Source organism: Paracraurococcus ruber (assembly GCF_004353985.1).
GTDB lineage: Bacteria > Pseudomonadota > Alphaproteobacteria > Acetobacterales > Acetobacteraceae > Paracraurococcus > Paracraurococcus ruber.
Genome location: NZ_SMOA01000088.1, coordinates 1 through 20,213, shown reverse-complemented (window position 1 = coordinate 20,213; position 20,213 = coordinate 1). Strand labels below are relative to the sequence as shown.

The following is a 20,213-nucleotide window of genomic DNA, read 5'->3' as shown; positions in this document are numbered from 1 at the left end:
CGGCCCGGCGGGCCGGGTCGTGCCGGGGGCGACGATCCGGCGGCGGCGCCGGGCCGTCAAGCGCGCAACCGCCGCGCGCCCGGCCCGTTGCCAGCGGGACGGGCCGCGCGCCCGATCCCCCCCGAGACGAGAGGACCGACCCGATGGCGAATGAGCTGAGCGGGAAGACCGTGGCCGTGCTGGCCACGGATGGCGTGGAGCAGGTGGAGCTGACCAAGCCGGTGCAGGCGCTGAAGGAGGCCGGGGCGCAGGTCCATGTCGTCTCGCCGAAATCCGGCGCCATCCAGGGCTGGAATCATTTCGACAAGGCGGACGAGATCCCGGTGGACCGGGTGCTCGACCAGGCCGACCCGGCGCATTACGCGGCGCTGCTGCTGCCCGGCGGCGTGATCAACCCGGACCAGCTGCGGCTGGAGCCGAAGGCGATCGCCTTCATCCGGCATTTCGTCGAGGCGAAGAAGCCGATCGCGGCGATCTGCCACGGCCCCTGGACGCTGATCGATGCCGGCGGCGCCAAGGGCCGGAAGATGACCAGCTGGCCATCCCTGCAGGCGGACCTGCGCAATGCCGGCGCGGACTGGGTGGACCAGGAGGTCGTGACCGACCAGGGCCTCGTCACCTCCCGCAATCCGGACGACATCCCCGCCTTCTCGCGGAAGATGATCGAGGAATTCCGCGAGGGCCGGCACGAAGCGCGGACCGTCGCCGCCGAGTAGCTTCCCGCCGGCGGCGCGGCATGCTGGCATGGCGGGACCCCGAGACAGGAGCCCGCCATGCACCCGGCGCTGCGCAGCCACCGGCCGCTGATCATGGGGCGCCGCGGCGCGGTCGCCACCAACCACCCCGTCGCCACCCAGGCCGGCCTCGACGTGCTGCGGGCCGGCGGCAATGCCGTGGATGCGACCATCGCCGTCTCCCTCGCGCTGGGGGTGGTGGAGCCGCACATGTCCGGCCTGGGCGGCGACGGCTTCTTCCAGCTGCACCTGGCGGGCGGGGAGGGGGTCTGCGTGAACGCCACCGGCGCCGCGCCCCGCGCCGCGACGCCGGTGGCCTATGCGGCGGGCATCCCGGTGGAGGGGCCGCGCAGCACCTCCACCCCCGGGCTGCTCGCCGGCCTGGCCCTGCTGCATGAGCGCCACGGCACGCTGCCCTGGGCCAGGCTGGTGGCGCCGGCCGAGGAGGCCGCGCGCGACGGCTTCGCCGCCACCCATCACTACCGCCATTTCGCCGGCGAGAATCTGGGCAAGCTGCGCCCCAGCCCGGGCAGCGCCGCGCGGCTGCTGGCGGATGGCGCGCCGCCGGCGCTCGGCGCGCTGGTGGTGCAGCCGGAACTGGCGGAGACCCTGGCGGAGATCGCCCGCGGGGGCGCCGAGGGCTTCTATCGCGGCGCCCTGGCGCAGCGCCTGGCCGCCGGCATCGCCGCCGATGGCGGCCCGGTGGCGGCGGCCGACCTCGCCGCCTGCACGGCCGAGGCGCAGCCGCCCATCGCCGTGCCCTTCTGCGGCTTCGAGGTGCGGCAGACCCCGCCGAACTCCACCGGCTTCGCCTTCCTGCAGATGCTGCGCATCCTGGACCGCTTCGACCTGGCGGCGCTGGACCTGGACGGCGCCGGCCTGATCCACCTGATGGTGGAGGCGAAGAAGCTGGCCTTCCTGGACCGGGAGCGCTGGGGCGCCGATCCGCGCGGCCTCGACATCCCGCTGGACCGCCTGCTGTCCGAAGGGCATGCCGCGGAACTGGCGGCGCGCATCGACCCACGCCGCGCGGCGGCGCTGCCGGTGCGGGAGGATGCGACGGGCGACACCACCTATTTCTGCGTGGTGGATGCGGCGGGCAATGCGGTGTCCGCCATCCAGTCGCTGAACTCCGCCTTCGGCAGCGGCGTGACGGCGGGCGACACCGGCGTGCTGCTGAACAACCGCATGGCCTATTGGCACCTGCAGCCGGGGCACCCGAACCGCCTGGCGCCGGGGATGCGCGTGCGGCACACCATGAACGCGCCCATGGTGTTCAAGGATGGCGCGCTGTGGGGCGTGTTCGGCACGCCGGGGGCGGACAACCAGGTGCAGGTGAACCTGCAGGTGATGGTCGCCATGGCGGTGTTCGGCCTGGATCCGCAGCAGGCGGTGGAGATGCCGCGCTGGACCAGCAGCCAGCCCGGCCAGGGCGCCAACTACCCGCATGGCGGGGACAGCACGCTGACCCTGGAACGCGGCCTGGGCGCCGCCGCGCCGGCGCTGGAGGCGATGGGCCACCGGGTGAAGGTGGTGGGCCCGCTGGAAGGCCCGTGCAGCGTGGAGGCGATCCGCGTGCTGCCGAACGGCGTGCGCATGGCCGGCAGCGACCCGCGGCGGGATGGCTGGGCGGGGGCCTGCTGACGGCGCGGCGGCGCTGGTCTAGCCTTCACCCCGCATGATCCGCTTCCTCCTCCGCCGCCTGGTCGTCGCGCTGCTGGTGGCGCTGACCGTCATGGTGCTGGCCTTCGCGCTGACGCGGCTGTCGGGCGACCTGGCGATCTCCATCGCCGGCGCCGGCGCGACCGAGGCCGATGTGGCGGTGATCCGCCGCGCCTATGGCCTCGACCGGCCCTTGCCCGTGCAGTTCCTCGACTGGGTGGGCCGCGCCGCGGTCGGCGATTTCGGCGAGAGCTTCTTCTTCAAGGCCCGCACCGCCGACCTGATCCGGGAGAGGATGCCGGTGACCCTGGCGTTGGGGATCACCGGGCTGGTGCTGGCCCTGCTGGTCTCCATCCCGCTCGGCATCCTGGCGGCGGTGCGGGAGAACACCTGGGTGGACCGGCTGGTGCAGGTGGTGGCGATGATCGGCCAGGCCATGCCGAGCTTCTGGCTGGGGCTGATCCTGATGATCACCTTCGGCCTGCAGCTTGGCTGGCTGCCGATCTCCGGCACCGGCGGGCCGGAGCATTTCGTCATGCCGGGGATCGTGCTGGCCTTCTCCGCCATCCCTGCCCTGACGCGCCTGACGCGCAGCGGCATGATCCAGGCGCTGGGATCGGACTACATCCGCACGGCGCGGGCGAAGGGGCTGAGCCGGCTGTCCATCCTCGGCAAGCATGCGCTGCGCAATGCCGCCATCCCGGTGGTCTCCATCGCCGCGGTGCAGCTTGGCTTCATGCTCGGCGGGTCGATCGTGATCGAGACGGTCTTCGCCCTGCACGGCGTCGGCTTCCTGGCCTGGGAGAGCATCAGCAAGAACGACTTCCCGGTGGTGCAGGCGGTGGTGCTGGTGCTGGCGCTGATCTACATCGCGCTGACCATGGCGGCGGACCTGCTGAACGCGCTGCTGGACCCGAGGCTGAGGGCGGCATGAGCGCCGTCCGGACCCCGGCGCGCCGCATGGGCAGCGGGTGGCTTTCCGCGATCGGCATCAGGGGGCGGTGGGGCCTGGCCCTGGGCGCCGTCATCGTCGGCGCGGTGCTGGTGCTGGCGGTGCTGGCGCCCTGGGTCACGCCGCACGACCCCTTCGCGCAGAACCTCGACAACCGGCTGGCATTGCCCTTCTGGATGGAGGGGGCGCAACCCGGGCACCTGCTGGGGACGGATGGGCTGGGGCGGGACTACCTGTCCCGCCTGATCTACGGCGCGCGCATCTCCATGCTGATCGGCCTGCTGACGGTGGTGACCAGCGGGCTGATCGGGACGGTGCTGGGCGTGCTCGGCGGCTTCTTCGGCGGGCGGGTGGATGATGCCGTGCTGTTCGCCATCACCTGCCGGCTGTCCATCCCGGTGGTGCTGGTGGCGCTGGCGGTGGTGGGGCTGCTGGGGTCCAGCCTGACGCTGGTGGTGCTGGTCCTGGGCCTGCTGCTGTGGGACCGCTTCGCGGTGGTGGCGCGCAGCACCACCATGCAGGTGCGGAACCTGGACTATGTGGCGGCGGCCTGGGCGGCGGGCCTGTCCACGCCGGCGATCCTGCTGCGGGAGGTGCTGCCGAACATCGCCAGCCACCTGGCGGTGGTGGCAACCTTGGAGATGGCGCTGGCCATCCTGCTGGAAGCGGCGCTGTCCTTCCTGGGGCTGGGCGTGCCGCCGCCCCTGCCGTCCTGGGGTCTGATGATCGCCGAGGGCAAGGACTACATGTTCTTCAGCCCCTGGGTGATCTGGATTCCCGGCGTGGCGCTGTTCGTGCTGGTCTTCGGGATCAATCTCCTGGGCGACGGCTTACGCGATGCGCTTGGAGCCGCGGACTCACAGAAATAGAGGGGGGTGCGGGGGGATACCTCCCCCCGTACTCTTTCTTTCTTTAGCCGACCCGGATGTTCTTGAACTGCCACGGATCGGACGCATCCACATCCTCCGGGAACAAGGCGCCGCGATCCTGCAGCGGGGTCCAGTCGGAATAGACGCCGACGACCTCGCCCAGATAGGGCCGGCAGATCTCGAGCGCGCGGTCGTGGTCGATCTCGTCGCTCTCGACCACGCCGCGGCGCGGGTTCTCGATCGCCCAGACCACGCCCGCCAGCACCGCGACCGTCACCTGCAGGGAGGTGGCGTTGTTGTGCGGCACGAGCTTGCGCGCCTCCTCGATCGTCAGGCGGGAGCCGTACCAGTAGGCGCCCTTCGCGTGGCCCATCAGCAGCACGCCGAGCTCGTCCATGCCGCGGACGATCTCGTCGGTCATCAGCCGCTTCTCCGGCTGCATCTGCCAGTTCTTGCCTGCCAGCTCATGCACCGACAGCACCGCGTCGTCGCAGGGGTGGTAGGCGTAGTGCGCCGTCGGGCGGTAGACCGCATTCCCCGCCGCGTCCCGCACCGTGTAGTAATCGGCCAGCGAGATGCTCTCGTTGTGGGTGATGAGGAAGCCGTGGAAGGGGCCTTCCAGCGGCGTCCAGGTCCGCACGCGGGTGGAGGCGCCCGGGCGCATCAGGTAGATGGCCGCGTCGCAGCCGAAGCCATGGCGATGGCCGTCCGGCGGCAGCGCCTTCTCATGCGTGCCCCAGCCGAGTTCGGCCGGCTGGCAGCCCTCGCCCACGAAGCCGTCCACCGACCAGGTGTTGACGAACTCGCCCGGCTTCTTCGGGCGGTCGGCCACCTGGGTGTCGCGCTCGGCGATGTGGATCACCTTCACGCCCAGCGACTGCGCGATGCTCGCCCAGCCCGCGCGGTCGGAGGCCGGCGGCGGGGCGATGATCGTGCCGGTGTCGCGGGCGATGTCGAGCAGCGCCTGCTTCACGAAATGGCTGACCAAGCCCGGATTGGCGCCATGCGCGGTGATGGAGGTGGGGCCGCCCTTCGCCGCCTCGCGCAGCGCGATCGCCTCCTCCCGCATCGCGTAGTTGGAGCGCTGGGAGGGCGTGAGCGCGGGGTCGGTGTAGCCGCCGGCCCAGGGCTCGACCACCGTGTCGAGGTAGAGCACGTCCAGCTCCTGGCAGAGCTTCATCAGCTCGACCGAGGAGACGTCGACCGACAGGTTCAGCAGGAAGTCGCCGCGGCGCAGGCGGGGGATCAGCACGTCGCGCAGGTTGTCGCGGGTGACGGCTTCCACCGTGAAGCCGATGCCGTACTCGGCCGCGACCTCCTGGCCGCGCGCCTCGGCGGTGACGATGCTGATGTTCTCCCGCGGGATGGCGATGTGCCGGAGGAGGAGCGGCAGCACGCCCTGGCCGATGCTGCCGAAGCCGAGCATCACCAGGCGGCCGGAGAAGGAAGTGTGGATCATCGTACCGGGGTCTCCAGGGCACGTGGTGGCGCAGCGCCGCCGGCGCGGGGCCGGCGGCGCTGCCAGGGAACCGTCGCGTCGGACGGTCAGGCCGCCAGGGCGGCCGCGGTGTCGTCGCCCAGCATCGGGCGGTCGCGGACCTCGACCAGGCGGGCCCGGTCGAAGCCGTTGAAGGCGGTGCGCAGGCAGGCCCCGTAGGCGCCCAGCTGGCCGATCTCGATCCAGTCGCCCTCCCGCACATCCTCCGGCAGCCAGAAGGGGCCTGCCATCCGGTCGGCGCTGTCGCAGGTGGGGCCGAAGAAGGCGAAGCCCCGCAGCGCCGCGCCCGCCGCGCCGTCCGGCCGGACCAGCCGGCAGGGGAACTGGAAGCCGGGCGCGCCGGCATCCGACAGCGCGCCATAGACGCCGTCATTCACGTACAGCGTGTCGCCGCGGCGCTGCTGCACCTGCACCACCACGCTGCCGCCGCCGGCGACCAGCGCCCGGCCCGGCTCGGCCCAGAGGGTCGCGCCCGGCAGGTCCAGCGCCTCGAAGGCCGCCTCGACCTCGGCGAAGAAGGCGCCGAGCGGGGGCGGGGTGACGTCGGGGTAGGCGACCGGGAAGCCGCCGCCCACGTCGATGACCTCCACCGGCACGCCGGCGGCGCGGATCACCTGGCCGGCGAGGTGCATGGCGCGCCGCCAGGCCAGCGGGTCCAGGCACTGGGAGCCGACATGGAAATGCAGGCCGAGCCGTGCCGCAAGCGGCCGCGCCGCGCGCAGCAGCGCGACGGCCTCCGCCGGTTCCGCCCCGAACTTGCCGGAGAGGTCGTAGCGCGCGACGCCCTTCGGCAGCGCCAGCCGGACGAAGAGGCCGAGGCCCTGCGCGGCATCGCCGCCGGTCTCGTCGAGCACCTTCGCCAGCTCCTCCGCGGTGTCCACCACGAAGTCCTGCACGGCGTGGCGCTGCCAGGCCTCCCGGATCGCGGAGCGGGCCTTCACCGGATGCATGAAGTGGATGCCGGCCTCCGGGAACATGCTGCGGACCAGCGCCACCTCGGCGGCGGAGGCGCAATCGAAATGCCGCACCCCGCCCTCCCACACCGCGCGCAGCACGGCCGGGTCCGGGTTGCACTTCACGGCATAGAGCGTCCTGCCCGGGAAGCCCTGCACGAACCCGGCGCTGGCGGCGGCGATGGCGGCCGGGCGGAGGCAGTGCATGGGCTCCTCCGGCCGGGCGACGGCGACCAGGGCATCCACGCTGGGCAGGGCGGTGGCGGTGTCGAGATCGCGGCGGAGCGGGGCGACGGCGGCGCGGGCGCGGAGCAGGTCCATGGCGGCGGGTCCTCACGGCATCCCGGCACGCGCGGGCGCGCGCCGGCAGGGCAACGAATGGAAGGGGGCCGGCCGCCGCGCGGGGCGGCCAGGCGGGCCTTGGCTGGGTGGGCCTCCGGACGGGCGCGCCAGGCGGCGTGCGGGTCCGGCGGCCGGCCTCAGGCAGGGCGGACCGGGTCAGGCCGGCACGCCTCGCGGCGTTCCGGCCCCTCGGGCCAACCTTGGGCGAGCGGGCCGATTCCGACCGTCGCGCCATCCGGCGCTCCGGCCATCGGGCCGCCTCAAGCGATGCGGTGTGGACTTCGCATCGCGGCGAACCGGTCTAGCGACACAGGCAGATCCCTCACGGCCCCGGCGCCTTGCGGCGACGGCATGGACGAAAAGGACGCGTCCCGTCGTTGCTGTGCCCCGGCGCTGGGCGGGGGCTCGCGGCACGTGCGATGGCGTCAGCGCCCGGCTTGACCCGGGCACGGCCGGAGAAATAGTGGTTCCCCGACGGAATTGCCATGCATTTTTTCAGGGGTATGGCTGCCCCACGGGCATGGCCGCCGGAAGACGCCGTTGGTGACCGGAATCTTGCCGGTCGGCCCGGCGGCCGGCAGGTCAGGCCAGGGCCTGCAGGGAGAGGTATTCCCAGGCGATGGTGGCCGCGGCCAGGGCGGTGATCTCGGCCACGTCATAGGCCGGCGCCACCTCCACCACATCCATCCCGGCCCAGGCCAGGCCGCCCAGGCGCCGCAGGATGCCCTGCGCCTGCCAACTCGCCAGGCCGCCGATTTCCGGCGTGCCGGTGCCCGGGGCGAAGGCGGGGTCCAGGCAGTCCACGTCGAAGGACAGGAAGCAGGGCGCCTGCCCGAGCACGCCGCGCACCCGCTCGGCCAGCGCCGCCGGCGTGCTCTCATGCGCCTCCTGCGCCGTCACGACGGTGATGCCCTGGCCGAGCGTCCAGTCCCAGGTTTCCCGATCGACGGGGGAACGGATGCCGATCTGGATCATGCGCCTGGGGTCGAGGATCCCTTCCTCGATGGCATGGAAGAAGACCGAGCCATGGCGGTAGGCCTGGCCGAAATTGGTCTGCCAGGTATCGACATGCGCATCCATGTGCAGCAGGCCGACCGGCCCGCCGAGCCGCTTCGCCAGGGCGCGCAGCAGGGGCAGGGTGATCAGGTGCTCGCCCCCCAGCGTGACCAGATGGCCGCATTGCGCCGCCTGCTGCTCGATCAGCGCCAGGCTGCCGGGGATGTCGCCGAGCACGAGTTCGAACTCGCCGAGATCGGCGATGTCGAGGCCCAGCGGGTCCACCCAGTGGCTCGGGTGGACGCCGTCCACCAGCATGCGGCTGGCCCGGCGAATCGCCGCCGGGCCGTCCCGCGCGCCGGCGCGGTTGGTGGTGCCGATGTCGAGCGGCACGCCGGCGACGCAGAAGGCCGCCCCCGGATCCTGCCGCCTGATGCCAAGGAAACCGGGCGGGGTGGCGAAGGTCGGGGGGCCGGCCATGCTGCGCTCTCTCCTGCGGGTGCGACCGCTACTTCACCGCGGAATAGGCAGTGGGTTGCAGGAACATGTTCTCGACCCGCTCGAGGATCGGGCCATCCGCCTCGGAGGCGGCGCGCGCCGCCAGCCAGTCCGGGTCGGCGGCGAAGGCGTTCCACTTCTGCTCGCGCTCGGCCAGGCTTTCCCAGGCCAGCAGGTAGTACAGGATCTGGTTGGACGGGCCGACCAGCGTGGTCCAGAAGCCGGCCTGGCGGATGCCGTACTTCTCCCACATCTTCAGGGTCGTGGTCTCGAACCGCTTGTTCAGCGCCGGCAGGCGGTTGGGCAGGCAGTGGTAGATGCGAAGCTCATGGATCATCCGGGGTCCCTCCCATTGGGCCGGCGGATGCTAGCCTGTACCAAGGTGACGAAACAGCCGGGCCGGGGGTTCATGGGTTACGAGGCGTTCAAGGTGATGCACCTGCTGGGGCTGGTGCTGCTGCTGGGGAATGTCACCGTCACCTCCATCTGGAAGCTGTATGCCGACCGCACGCGGGACCCGCGGATCATCGCCTTCGCGCAGCGCCTGGTGACGGTGACCGACTGGTTCTTCACCTTCTGGGGCATCGTGCTGCTGGTGGCGGGCGGCTATGGCGCGGCCTGGGTCGCCGGCATCGACCCCTTCGGCGCCGGCTGGCTGGTCTGGTCCCAGGTGCAATTCGCGGTGGCCGGCGTGATGTGGCTGGGCCTGCTGGTGCCGATCCAGATCCGCCAGGCCAGGCTGGCCCGCGGCATCGCCGAGACGGGCAGGGTGCCGGACGAGTACTGGGCGCTGAGCCGGCGCTGGATCATCTGGGGGCTGGTCGCCACCCTGCCGCTGGTCGGCGCGACTTGGACCATGGTTGCGAAATCCTGACCCCCTGGCAGGATGCCGCCACCACAATGGGGGGAGGCAACGCCATGCTGTTCTATGACTCCGTCGGGCCCAATCCGCGCGTTGTGCGGATGTTCATGGCGGAACGCGGGATCGAGGTCCCGAAGACCACCGTCGACCTGCGCGGCGGCGAAAACCGGCAACCGGCCTACCTGGAAAAGAACCCGGCCGGGCAGATGCCCTGCCTGGAACTGGACGACGGCAGCGTGCTGGCCGAGATCACCGCCATCTGCGAATACATCGACGAGATCGCGCCCGGCCCCAGCCTGATCGGCGCCACCCCGCAGGAGCGGGCGGAGACCCGCATGTGGGTCCGCCGCATCGACCTGAACATCATCGAGCCGATGGCCAACGGCTTCCGCTTCAGCAACGGCCTGAAGCTGTTCCAGAACCGCATCCGCTGCATCCCGCAGGCGGCGGACGACCTGAAGCTGACCGCGCAGGAAAGGCTGGCCTGGCTGGACGGACTGATCCAGGGCCGGGAGTATGTCTGCGGCAGCCGGCTGACGCTGGCCGATGTGATGCTGTTCTGCTTCCTGGAATTCGGCGCCCAGGTCGGCCAGCCCGTGAAGCCGGAGCTGACGGCGGTGACGGCGCTGATGGAGCGGATGAAGGCGCGGCCGAGCGCGGCGGCGTAATGCCGACGGCCGTCGACCGTGACCGATCGACGGCCTTCCGATCGCCGGGCGGTTTGCGCCGCAAGCCTTGGCGACGCGGCATGAATGGAACGTCCATGCCGTCAGAGCAGATCCCGATCAGGTGGACTCGCCTGGTCGGGTGAAGATGCTCGTCGAATTGAAAGACCAGGGCGGTTGCCGTGAGCCGTGGCGAACGGAAACCGCTACGGTGTAAGGCGGTCGGGGCGCTGCGCCTGGCGCCCGCTCAGGCGATCCGCTTCCGCCGCCGATGCGCCGGCGGATCGCCGGGGAAGGTGATGCCGCTGGCATCGACGCCGAGATTCACCATCAGCCGCGCCAGCTCGATCGCGCAGCGATAGCCCTCCAGCACCGGCACGTCCCAGCCCCGTTCCGCCAGCCGCGCCTGCAGGGGCCCCTGCAGCCAGAAGGCGCCGGAACAGCCGAGCAGGATCACCTCCGCCCCGTCCTCCTCCAGCGCTGCCAGCGCCGCGGCCTCGGCCGCCTCCAGCATCCCGCTCGGCTCGCCGCGCGCATGCGCCTCCGCCTCGCCGCGCAGGGTGGGGCGGCCGCGATGCGCCGGGCGCGGCAGCGGGAAGTCGATGTTGCGGATGGAGGCGAGGCCCTGCGTCATCCGGTAGCGCACCACCAGCTCCGCCATATGGGCGTTGTGCGTCTCCGAGATGTCGATGATCGAGAAGCGGTTGCCCAGCGTCATCGCCACATGCATCTGGGCATGGGCGTTGGCGGTGACGGGGATGCGGTGGCGCCGTCCGATCTCCCGCGCCTCCGGGTAGCCCGGGTCGCCGCCGCCCAGCAGGACGATCGCGTCGTACTGGCCGCTCTCGCAGGCCTGCCGGACGATGGGCAGGCGGGCGACCCCCGCCACCGCGAATTCCTCCCGCGTCTCCACCGGCCAGTCGCCATGCGGCGCGATCGGGCCGGGATGCAAATCCCAGTCGATATCGGCCAGCAGCGGCGCCACCGCCGCATGGTTCATCAGGTTCGCCTCCTTCGTCCCGCCGTCGTCGCGGTAGCGGTTGGGCGAACCGGGCGGCAGGGTGAAGGCCTGCACCAACAGGAAGCGCGGGCGGCGGGATGGGTCGCGCATGCTCAGACGGCGCCCTGGGCGCGCAGCGCGGCGATTTCGGCCGCTGAGTAGCCGAGTTCCGCCAGAACGGCGTCGGTGTGCTGGCCCAGGCGCGGCGGCGGGCTGTCCACCCGCGGGCCGCCATGCGCCAGGGTAAAGGCCGCGACCGGCACGCCGAAGGGGTTCGGCACGCCCGGCGCGCCGGCCTCGAACCGGTGCAGCAACCCGCGGGACCGCAGATGCGGATCGGCCAGCGCCTCCTCCGTCCGCCGCACCCGGGCGGCCGGGACGTGGCGCGCCTGCAGGTACTCCTCCCACTCGTCGGCGGTGCGGGTCAGCATGATCTCTGCCAGCACGGCCTCCTCGTGGTCGCGGTCGGCCAGGCGCTGCTCGTTGTCCGCCTTGGCCATCTCCGGCCGGCCGAGCGCCGCCCAGAGCCGCTTCTGCTGCCGCAGGTTGCTGGCGCCCAGCATCACCATGCCGTCCTTCGTGGCATAGGCGCTGTTGGTCGCATGCGCGTGCTTGTTGCCGCTGGGCTTTGCCGCCTTGCCCGAGGCGAGATAGGCCGTGACATGGCTGGCCTGCATCATCAGCGCCACGTCGAGCATCGCCAGGTCGATGCGCTGGCCCTTGCCCGTCCGCTCCCGCTGGAACAGCGCGGCGGACAGGGCAAAGGCGCCCATGGTGCCGGTGGCGTAGTCGATCGCCGGGGCGCCGAACTTGATCGGGTTGACCTCCGGCGTCCCGGTGACCGCCATGATGCCGCTGGTCGCCTGGATCACATGGTCATAGGCGGTCTGCCCGCCGCGCGGACCCTGCTGCCCGAAGGCGGAGATGGAGCAGTAGATCAGCCGCGGGTTGAGCGCGCTCAGCGCCTCCCAGCCCAGGCCCAGCGCCTCGAAGGCGCCGGGGCGGAAATTCTCCACCAGCACATCGGCCTCGGCGACCATGCGGCGCAGCACCTCCCGCCCCGCCTCCTGCTTCAGGTCGAGCGTGATGGCGCGCTTGTTGGAGCCCTGCGTCAGGAAATAGCTGCCCATGCCGGCGCGGTTCAGCGCCAGGTCGGGGCCGCTGTCGCGGCTCTGGTCCGGGTCGCCGGGCGGCTCGACCTTGATCACCTCCGCCCCCAGCAGGCCGAGCTGGTAGGCCGCGAAGGGCCCCGCCAGCACATGCGTGATGTCGATGATGCGGATGCCTTCGAAGGGGCGCATGGCTGCCATTCCTGGGACGTTTCCTGGGCCGAGCTTGCCAGCCCTGGCCCCCCGCCTCAATCGGCGGCACCATGCCGGCCATGGAGGGAACGACACGTCCCGCCGCGGTGGCGCCACCGCGGCCCTTCGCGCTGCCCGATTTCCGCCGGCTCTGGGGCGTGGGCCTGGTGGTCTTCCTGGTCCGCTGGCTGGAGATGCTGGCGGTCTCCATCTTTGTCTGGCAGGCGACGCACAGCGCCTTCCTGGTGGCGATGATGGGCATGCTGCGGGTGCTGCCCATGGGCCTGTTCGGCGCGCCGCTGGGCGTGCTGGCGGAACGGTTCGAGCAGCGCACGGCGCTGGTGATCATCGTGCTGGCCAGCCTGCTGACCTCTGCCGTGCTGGCGGCGCTGGCCTATGCGGGAATGCTCGCGGTCTGGCACCTGGCGCTCGCCAGCTTCGTCAACGGCATCGCCTGGGCAGCCGACAACCCGGTGCGGCGGATGATGATCGGCCAGGTGGTCGGGCCCGCCCGCATGGGCCAGGCCATGTCCTTCGACGTCGGCAGCAACAATGCCAGCCGCATGCTCGGCCCGACGCTGTCCGGCCTGCTCTTCGCCGCGGTGGGGATCGAGGGCACCTTCCTGGTCTCCGTCGCGCTCTACCTCCTCGCGCTGCATGCCGCGGTGACGCTGCGCTACCGCAGCGGCCGCGCGCCGGCTTCGGGGGAGGGCGTGCTGGCCCGCATGGCGGAAGGGCTGCGGGCGGTGCGGCAATCGCCGCGGCTGCGCGGCACGCTGATCGTCACCATCCTGTTCAACGTCTTCGGCTGGCCCTTCACCAGCTTGGTGCCGGTGGTGGCGCAGGACCGCTTCGCGCTGGGGCCGGAGGCGACCGGGCTGCTGGCCAGCATGGACGGCGTCGGCGCCTTCGCCGGCGCGCTGCTGATGGCCGGGCTGGCGCGGCCGCATTGGTATGCGCGGCTCTATCTCGGCGGCCTCGTGCTCTACCTGGCCATGGTCACCGGCTTCGCCCTGCTGCCGGGCGCGATCACCGCCGGCGCGGCGCTGCTGCTGGTGGGCTTCGGCCAGTCCGGCTTCAGCATCATGCAGGCGACGCTGGTCTACCTGCTGGCGCCGCCGGAGGTGCGGACGCGCGTGCTCGGCCTGCTCTCGGTCTGCATCGGGCTCGGGCCCATCGGCTTCGTGGCGACGGGGCTGGTGGCGGATTGGCTGGGCGCGACGGCGGCCTGCGCGATCACCGGCCTGGCGGGGCTGCTGGCGCTGGGGGTGACCTTCCCGCTCTGGCGCGCCATCCTGCGGCGGGGAGAGGAGACGCCGGCATGACCGACCTGACGATCCGCGAGTTGCGCACGACCTTGTTGCGCCTGCCCTGGGCGGAGGATCCCTGGCTGTTCGGCCATGCGCTGGGCCCGCAGCGCGACCTGGTGGTGGTGGAGGTGGTCACCGCCTCGGGCCTCGCCGGCATGGGCTACCTGCACCTGCTGAACCTGCCGCTGCAGCGCACGATCGGCGCCTGCCTGGCGGAGGCGGTGGCGCCGCGCGTCGTTGGCCGCAGCGCGACGGAGGTGGAGGGGATCTGGCGCGACCTGTGGCGCGCGACGCTGACCGGCGGCCGCGGCGGCGTGACGATGATGGCGCAGTCGGCCGTCGACATCGCGCTGTGGGACGTGCTGGGCAAGGCGGCCGGGCTGCCGCTGCACCGGCTCTGGGGCCATGTGCGGTCGAAGATTCCCATCTATGGCAGCGGCTGCTTCCGCGGCGCCCTCGGCGAAGGCATGGCGGCGAAGGCGAAGCACTACGTCTCCCAGGGCTATCGCGCCATCAAGATGCAGGCGGCGCATATCGGCGACTGGCGGCAGGATGTGCGGAACCTGCGGATGGTGCGCGACGCGGTGGGGCCGGATGTCGAGATCATGATCGACATCAACATGGGCTGGACTGCCGACCAGGCGATCATCGCCGGCCGCGCCTTCCAGGACTACGACCCCTACTGGATCGAGGAGCCGGTGCTGCCCGACGATTTTTCGGGATATCTCCGCTGCGCCGAAGCACTCGGCACCCGGGTCGTGGGCGGGGAGACGCATTTCGGCCGGGCCGACCTGCTGCCGGTGCTGCAGAACCCGCGCTTGCCGATCCTGCAGCCGGACCCGATGCGCGGCGGGCTGACGGAGTTGCGCAAGCTGGCGGTGGTCGCCGACACCTGGGGCATGACCATCGCGCCGCACCTGTTCCCGGAACTGAACGTGCATCTGCTGGCCAGCATCCCGAACGGGATCTGGGCGGAGCAGATGGGGCTGCTGGACGATGTCTGGGTGGCGAAGCCCGTCATCGAGGACGGGCACATCCTGGCGCCCGAGACGCCCGGCCACGGGCTGGCCTTCAGGCCGGAGGTGCTGAAGGATTTCGTGCTGAAATAACAGCAGAAAGAGCGGGGGAAAGTATTCCCCGTTGGGCGCCTCTGGCGCCCGACCCCCTTCTATTTCTGTGAGTTTGGGTACGCGGCAGACCCACAGAAAACGAAGGGGGCGCGGGGGAAGTGTCTTCCCCCGCTGCTTTCCTACCCCAGCGTCGCCAGCGCCGCGTCCACCCCGCCGGGCTGGTAGGGCACCCCGCTCACCTTCAGCGCCAGCTCCACCGTCGCCAGCGTCCCCAGGATCATCGGCTCGTTCAGGTCGCCCAGGTGCCCGATGCGGAACAGCTTGCCGCCGAGCGGGCCGAGGCCGCCGCCGAGCGAGAGGTTGAAGCGCTGCATCGCCACCTTGCGGAAGGCGTCGGCGTCATGCCCTTCCGGCATCAGCACCGCCGTCACGCTGTCCGAGAAGCGGCCCGGGTTGGTGCAGAACAGCTGCGGGCCGTTGTTGCCCGACCAGTGCTGCACCGCCGCGCGCGTCGCGCGGGCCAGGCGGGTGTGGCGGGCGAAGACATTCTCCAGCCCTTCCTCGTCGATCAGCCGCAGGGATTCCTGCAGGCCGAAGAACAGGCTGGTCGGCACGGTGCCGAGGAAGCTCTTCAGCGGCCGCTTCATCATATGCGACCAGTGGAAGTAGTGCTTCGGCAGCTTGGACGTCGCATGCGCCTGCAGCGCCTTGTGGGAGACGCCGGTGAAGCTCATGCCCGTCGGCAGCATCAGCCCCTTCTGGCTGCCGCCGACGGCGCAGTCCACGCCCCACTCGTCCATCCGGAAGTCGAGGCTGCCGAGGGAGGAGATGGTGTCGGCCAGCAGCAGCGCCGGGTGGCCGGCGCCGTCCAGCGCCGCCCGCACCTCCGGCAGCGGGATCATCATGCCGGTCGAGGTCTCGTTGTGGACGACGCCCACGGCCTTGATCCGGTGGTCCTTGTCGGCCGCCAGCTCGGCCTGCAGCGCCGCCATGTCCACGCCGCGGCGCCAGTCGGCCGGGACGGTCCGCACCTCGATCCCCAGGTCGGTCGCCATCCGCGCCCAGGACTGGGAGAAATGCCCGCTCTCCAGCACCAGCAGCACCTCGCCGGGGGAGAAGAGGTTGGCCAGGCAGGCCTCCCAGGCGGCGTGGCCGGAGCCGGTGTAGAGGAAGATCTCCTGCCGGGTCTTCAGCACGCGCTTCAGCCCGTCCATGCAGGCCCAGTAGACCTCGCTGAAGGACGGGTCGTTGAAGTCCACGGTGTGGTGGGCGGTGGCCAGCAGGATGCTGTCCGGGATGTTGGTCGGCCCGGGATTGGCGAAGAACAGGCGGCCCCGCGGCTTCGGGGTGGCGGCGCTGGCGCTCATGCGACGGTCCTCGGTGTGTCGGTCAGATCGGGAAAGGGTGCTTGCGGAGATAGGGCATGTACGCCTCCTCCACATCCACCTCCAGGGAGGCGAGCACCCGCACCACCGCGCAGTAGAAGCTGGCGGTGACGGTCAGGTCCACAAGGCTTTCGTTGTCGAGCGCGGCGCGCAGCGCGGCGAAGGTCTCGTAGCCGATGCCGGGGCCGGCATAGACCTCGCGGGCCGCGCGCAGCACCAGCCGCGCGACGGGCTCGAGCGCCGAGGCCTCGCCGCGGCTCTCCTGCTTGACCGCCTCGATATCCGCGTCGGTGACGCCGAAATCATAGCCGATCTTGACGTGGTGCGACCATTCGTAGGGGGAGCGCGCCAGCCAGCCGACCTGCAGGATGGCAAGCTCCCGCAGGCGCGGGTCCAGCTTCGCGCCGTGGCGGATATATTGGCCGAGCGTGCTGAAGGCGCGCGCCGCGCCGGGGCTGTTCACCAGCGCCTTGTGCAGCGTGATCTCACGCTTCAGCAGGTCCTGGTCCTCGGGGCGGAGGTCGGCTTTCTCCAGATAGGGCAGGCGGGCCATGGGTATCCTCCGCGCGGTCAGAGATATTTCCAGTCGAAGCCGCCGGCGCGCGGCGCGATGCGGCCGGCGGTCGGGCCCGGGAAGTGGATCGGCAGCACCACCGTCGGCGTGTCCACCACCTCGGCCAGGAATTTGCGGCGGGATGCCTCGGCCATCTTCGCATCCCAGTCGAAGATGGTGGACCACTGCGGCTCCCGCACCTGCAGCGCGTGGTGCATCAGGTCGCCGGTGACCACCGCGCGCTGGCCGCGCGAATGGATGTTCACGCAGCAATGGCAGGGCGCATGGCCCGGCGTCGGCAGCAGGGAAATCGTGTCGTCCAGCGCGAAGTCGTCATCCACCAGCAACGCCTGGCCGGCGGCGACGACCGGTTCGCAATTGTAGCGCCAGACATTGCCGGGCGGCGTCGTGCCGCGCGCCGTCGCCTCCTCCCAGGCCGCGTATTCGCGCTTGTGGAAGACGTACTTGGCCTTGGGAAAGGTCGGCACCCAGCGCCCGTTCACCAGGCGGGTGTTCCAGCCGCAATGGTCGATGTGCAGATGGGTGCAGAAGACGTAGTCGATGTCCTCGAAGGACAGGCCTTCCGCCTTGAAGCCCTCCAGCCAGGGCGCCTTGGAAAAGTCCATCGGCGGCGGGTAGCCCTTGTCCTCGCCGGTGCAGGTGTCGACCAGGATGGTGTGCTTCGGCGTGCGCACCACGAAGGTCTGGTAGGTGATGACCATGCGGCCGGAGGCCGCGTCGAACACCACCGGATCGAGTTCCGCCAAGTGGCGGGCGCCGATCGCCTCGTCATAGGCGGGGAACATCTCGGCCGGGCGGCGCCAGGGGCCGTCGCGCTCGACGATGCTGGTGATGCTGACGTCGCCGATCTGCAGCCTTTGCATGGCGCTTGCTCCCCCGAAGGACGCCGAGCCTAGCGCCGCGGCCACGCGCCCGCCAAGCGAGAGGGCCCCGCCCCTCTCGCGCTCTCCCGCCACGGGGTGTCCCATGAGGCCGAAGGGCCTTTGGAAACCTCGAGTCCAGAGCGGCTCGCGCGTTCTTCTGAATGCGCGAGCCGCTCTATGCTGTTGATTGTACAGCGCAGTCTCGCGTCCGGGCGTTCACGCCCTGCCGCGATCCGCCCTAGGCGTCGATATGCGCCGTCGCCTGCACCGAGGGGCGGGCGGAGAAGCCTTCGTGCCAGGCGGCCAGCGCCGGGTGGTCGCCGCGCCAGCCGGCCTGCGGCCAGCGGAAGTCGAGGTAGGACAGAGCGCAGCCGATCGCCACCTGGCCGATGCCGAAGGGCGTGTCCGCCAGCGCCGGCGCCTCCCGCTCCAGCGCCGCCAGCACCGCCGCCTGCTTGGCGGCGAAGCCGTCTAGGATGCGGCGGTCGGGCTGGTCGCGCCCCATCTCGGTCCGGAACAGCAGCAGCATGTCCATGCAGCCATTGCCCAGCGCATGCCGCCGCAGCGCCTCGATCCGCGCCGGCCCGGCGGGCGGGAACAGAAGCGGCTGGCCGGACAGCCCGTCCAGGTACTCGCAGATCACCACCGAGTCGTAGAGCGCGGTGCCGTCCTCCAGCACCAGGGTCGGGATCTTGCCCAGCGGGTTGGTCGGCAGCAGGTCGAGGCCCGGCCTGGTCAGCGCCACCACCGTGGGCACGCGCTCGATCCGGTCGGTCAGGCCGGCCTCATGCGCCACCACCATGACCTTGCGGACGAAGGGGGAGCGGGAGGACCAGTGCAGGCGCATCATGGCGCGCCGCCCCCGCCGGGGCCCCGGAACCCGTCCATGCCATTCCTCCCGTCCTGCGCGCGGCATCCTGCGCCGGCTTCGCCCCGGGGAGAAGCCGCCGGAGAAACTATCGGGGGCGGAATGAAGGGGCCGGAAAGCAGAACCGCGGCCCACGGGTCATCCCCGTGCCGCGGCTGCCTCTCTCGGTCGTCGTCCCGCCCGGTCGGGCGGGGCGGCCAGGCTCAGAAGCCCGTGCTCAGAAGCCCTCGCGCTCCAGGCGCTTGCGCTCCACCTTGCGGGCGCGGCGGACGGCCTCGGCGGCCTCGCGGGCGCGGCGCTCGGACGGCTTCTCATAGTGCCGGCGGAGCTTCATCTCCCGGAACACGCCTTCGCGCTGCAGCTTCTTCTTGAGCGCCTTCAGCGCCTGGTCGATGTTGTTGTCACGGACGACGACTTGCACGCGGGACAGCCTCCTGTCGCTGTGTGAGGATTCGGATACGGAAATGCCGCAAGCGGCAGGCGGTTCCGGCTGGCCCCGGTCACCCGGGACCCCGCGCGGTACCCCCTACCGGACTGCGGAGAACGCGGTGCATAGCATGGTTGGGGGGCCGGCCGGAAGCCCTCCCCGGCTGTGGCTTGCCATCCTATGTCCGGGACTGCACCCCGTCCCGGTCCCGGAGGCCCCATGCCCATCCTGAAGATCGCCCGCATGGGCCATCCCGTCCTGCTGCGGGAGGCCGAGCCGGTCGACGACCCCACCCACCCGGAGATCCGCCGGCTGATCGCCGACATGGTCGAGACGATGCAGGATTCCGCCGGCATCGGCCTGGCGGCGCCGCAGGTGCACGTCCCCCTCCGGCTCTTCGTCTGGCGGGATGCCGCCGGGGCCTCCGTGCTGGTGAACCCCGAACTGGCGCCGCTGGGGGAGGAGACGGAGAGCGCCTGGGAGGGCTGCCTGTCCATCCCCGGCCTGCGCGGCAGCGTCCGCCGCCCCCGCCGCATCCGCTGGCGCGGCCTGGACGCCGAGGGGAACCCGGTGGAGGGCGAGGCCGAGGGCATCACCGCCCGGGTCATGCAGCACGAGACGGACCACCTGGACGGCATCCTGTACCCCATGCGCATGGAGGATCATTCCTTGTTCGGCTTCACCGAGGAATTGGCCCGCGCAGCCGGGAGCGCCCCGCGATGACCGAGCGCAGCGAGATCCGCGACCGCGCCGTCCGGGCCATGCTGCCCGTCGCGGCGGCGCAGGGCTGGACCTGGGCCACCCTGCGCGCCGGCCTGGCCGCGGCGGGGGAGGACCCGGCCCTGGCCGAGAGCCATTTCCCCACCGGCCCGGCCGGCGCCGTGCTGGCCTGGATCGACCTGGCGAACCGGGAGATGGCGGAGCAGGCGGCGGCCGAGGGCGTGACGGAGCTTCGCGTGTCCCAGCGCATCCGCCGGGTGGTGGAGATCCGGCTGATCGCCCTGGCGCCGCACAAGCCGGCGCTGCGCCGGGCGCTCAGCCTGCTGGCCCTGCCCTGGAACGCCCCGCTCGGCCTGCGGGCCACCGCCGAATCGGTGGACGCCATGTGGCATGCGGCCGGGGACAGCTCGGCCGACTTCTCCTGGTACACCCGCCGGGCGACGCTGGCCGGCATCTACATGGCGACCATCGCCTGGTGGCTGCGGGACCAGGATCCCTCGATCCTCGGCGCCATGCGGTTCCTCGACCGCCGGCTGGCCGACCTGGCCCGCTTCCAGAAGGCGAAGGCCCGCCGCGCCCGCCCCATGGCCGCCTGAGCGACGCCCGGGCGCTGCGGCGGCGGCACGCCCGCCCGCATCCCGGCGCCAGGGGCGGCGCGGCGCCC

General features: G+C 71.6%; 21 protein-coding genes. 10 read left to right on the top strand and 11 right to left on the bottom strand.

The window, feature by feature from the left end:
• Positions 1-143 precede the first annotated feature (143 nt).
• Genes E2C05_RS16630 through E2C05_RS16615 form a run of 4 tightly spaced genes read left to right on the top strand, consistent with a single transcriptional unit; the run spans position 144 to position 4,217 of the window.
• A complete protein-coding gene (locus tag E2C05_RS16630) occupies positions 144-716 on the top strand; it encodes a type 1 glutamine amidotransferase domain-containing protein (RefSeq protein ID WP_133220768.1) in 573 nt (190 codons plus the stop codon).
• A gap of 57 nt (positions 717-773) precedes the next feature.
• A complete protein-coding gene (ggt, locus tag E2C05_RS16625; RefSeq protein ID WP_133220767.1) occupies positions 774-2,378 on the top strand; it encodes a gamma-glutamyltransferase in 1,605 nt (534 codons plus the stop codon).
• 34 nt (positions 2,379-2,412) lie between these two features.
• On the top strand, positions 2,413-3,330 hold the full coding sequence (locus tag E2C05_RS16620) for an ABC transporter permease (protein WP_133220766.1): 918 nt from the start codon (positions 2,413-2,415) through the stop codon (positions 3,328-3,330).
• The gene (locus tag E2C05_RS16615) at positions 3,327-4,217 is read left to right on the top strand and encodes an ABC transporter permease (protein ID WP_133220765.1); all 891 of its coding nucleotides are present in this window, start codon (positions 3,327-3,329) and stop codon (positions 4,215-4,217) included. The genes E2C05_RS16620 and E2C05_RS16615 overlap by 4 nt, the downstream gene beginning before the upstream one ends.
• Positions 4,218-4,260: 43 nt before the next feature.
• On the opposite strand, the gene E2C05_RS16610 is transcribed toward E2C05_RS16615, so the two are convergent.
• The 4 genes from E2C05_RS16610 to E2C05_RS16595 all read right to left on the bottom strand — a co-directional run bounded on the left by E2C05_RS16610 (position 4,261) and on the right by E2C05_RS16595 (position 8,841).
• The gene (locus E2C05_RS16610) at positions 4,261-5,676 is read right to left on the bottom strand and encodes a homospermidine synthase (protein WP_133220764.1); all 1,416 of its coding nucleotides are present in this window, start codon (positions 5,674-5,676) and stop codon (positions 4,261-4,263) included.
• Between the two features lie 86 nt (positions 5,677-5,762).
• Positions 5,763-6,989: a type III PLP-dependent enzyme gene (locus E2C05_RS16605; protein ID WP_133220763.1), complete on the bottom strand. Its 1,227-nt coding sequence runs from the start codon at positions 6,987-6,989 to the stop codon at positions 5,763-5,765.
• A gap of 603 nt (positions 6,990-7,592) precedes the next feature.
• Positions 7,593-8,486, bottom strand: coding sequence for an agmatinase (speB, locus tag E2C05_RS16600; protein WP_133220762.1), 894 nt, complete (start codon positions 8,484-8,486; stop codon positions 7,593-7,595).
• A 28-nt stretch (positions 8,487-8,514) separates the two neighbouring features.
• Positions 8,515-8,841 carry an NIPSNAP family protein gene (locus tag E2C05_RS16595; protein ID WP_133220761.1) on the bottom strand — a complete coding sequence of 109 codons (327 nt, stop codon included), beginning with the start codon at positions 8,839-8,841 and terminating at the stop codon, positions 8,515-8,517.
• Between the two features lie 72 nt (positions 8,842-8,913).
• On the opposite strand from E2C05_RS16595, the gene E2C05_RS16590 reads away from it, so the two are divergent.
• Together E2C05_RS16590 and E2C05_RS16585 are read left to right on the top strand one after the other, a co-directional pair.
• A complete protein-coding gene (locus E2C05_RS16590; protein ID WP_133220760.1) occupies positions 8,914-9,378 on the top strand; it encodes a DUF2269 family protein in 465 nt (154 codons plus the stop codon).
• Positions 9,379-9,422: 44 nt separating this feature from the next.
• Entirely contained in the window at positions 9,423-10,034 is a 612-nt protein-coding gene (locus E2C05_RS16585; RefSeq protein ID WP_133220759.1) for a glutathione S-transferase family protein, read from the top strand.
• 244 nt (positions 10,035-10,278) lie between these two features.
• Here E2C05_RS16585 and E2C05_RS16580 read toward each other — a convergent pair whose 3' ends face one another.
• Positions 10,279-11,142 (bottom strand): aspartate/glutamate racemase family protein, encoded by an 864-nt coding sequence (locus E2C05_RS16580; RefSeq protein WP_133220758.1) that lies wholly within the window; start codon positions 11,140-11,142, stop codon positions 10,279-10,281.
• Between the two features lie 2 nt (positions 11,143-11,144).
• Positions 11,145-12,332 carry a CaiB/BaiF CoA transferase family protein gene (locus E2C05_RS16575; protein ID WP_133220757.1) on the bottom strand — a complete coding sequence of 396 codons (1,188 nt, stop codon included), beginning with the start codon at positions 12,330-12,332 and terminating at the stop codon, positions 11,145-11,147.
• Positions 12,333-12,412: 80 nt separating this feature from the next.
• Between E2C05_RS16575 and E2C05_RS16570 the strand changes: the two genes are divergently transcribed.
• Together E2C05_RS16570 and E2C05_RS16565 are read left to right on the top strand one after the other, a co-directional pair.
• Positions 12,413-13,657, top strand: coding sequence for an MFS transporter (locus tag E2C05_RS16570; RefSeq protein ID WP_158292168.1), 1,245 nt, complete (start codon positions 12,413-12,415; stop codon positions 13,655-13,657).
• Complete coding sequence (locus tag E2C05_RS16565) at positions 13,654-14,751, top strand: mandelate racemase/muconate lactonizing enzyme family protein (protein WP_133220755.1); 1,098 nt, start codon at positions 13,654-13,656, stop codon at positions 14,749-14,751. Before E2C05_RS16570 ends, E2C05_RS16565 begins: the two co-directional genes overlap by 4 nt.
• A gap of 140 nt (positions 14,752-14,891) precedes the next feature.
• Here the strand turns inward: E2C05_RS16565 and E2C05_RS16560 are convergent, their stop codons facing one another.
• From E2C05_RS16560 to rpsU, 5 genes are all read right to left on the bottom strand, one after another.
• On the bottom strand, positions 14,892-16,079 hold the full coding sequence (locus E2C05_RS16560) for a pyridoxal-phosphate-dependent aminotransferase family protein (RefSeq protein ID WP_133220754.1): 1,188 nt from the start codon (positions 16,077-16,079) through the stop codon (positions 14,892-14,894).
• 22 nt (positions 16,080-16,101) lie between these two features.
• On the bottom strand, positions 16,102-16,650 hold the full coding sequence (locus E2C05_RS16555; protein ID WP_133220753.1) for a carboxymuconolactone decarboxylase family protein: 549 nt from the start codon (positions 16,648-16,650) through the stop codon (positions 16,102-16,104).
• A 17-nt stretch (positions 16,651-16,667) separates the two neighbouring features.
• The gene (locus E2C05_RS16550; protein ID WP_133220752.1) at positions 16,668-17,534 is read right to left on the bottom strand and encodes an MBL fold metallo-hydrolase; all 867 of its coding nucleotides are present in this window, start codon (positions 17,532-17,534) and stop codon (positions 16,668-16,670) included.
• A gap of 238 nt (positions 17,535-17,772) precedes the next feature.
• Positions 17,773-18,384 carry a glutathione S-transferase family protein gene (locus E2C05_RS16545; RefSeq protein ID WP_200305690.1) on the bottom strand — a complete coding sequence of 204 codons (612 nt, stop codon included), beginning with the start codon at positions 18,382-18,384 and terminating at the stop codon, positions 17,773-17,775.
• Positions 18,385-18,619: 235 nt separating this feature from the next.
• Positions 18,620-18,823, bottom strand: coding sequence for a 30S ribosomal protein S21 (gene rpsU, locus E2C05_RS16540; RefSeq protein WP_007006360.1), 204 nt, complete (start codon positions 18,821-18,823; stop codon positions 18,620-18,622).
• Between the two features lie 225 nt (positions 18,824-19,048).
• Here rpsU and def point away from each other — a divergent pair, with 225 nt between their 5' ends.
• The gene (def, locus tag E2C05_RS16535; RefSeq protein ID WP_133220751.1) at positions 19,049-19,552 is read left to right on the top strand and encodes a peptide deformylase; all 504 of its coding nucleotides are present in this window, start codon (positions 19,049-19,051) and stop codon (positions 19,550-19,552) included.
• The gene (locus E2C05_RS16530; protein WP_133220750.1) at positions 19,549-20,145 is read left to right on the top strand and encodes a COQ9 family protein; all 597 of its coding nucleotides are present in this window, start codon (positions 19,549-19,551) and stop codon (positions 20,143-20,145) included. Before def ends, E2C05_RS16530 begins: the two co-directional genes overlap by 4 nt.
• The last annotated feature ends 68 nt before the right edge of the window (positions 20,146-20,213 follow it).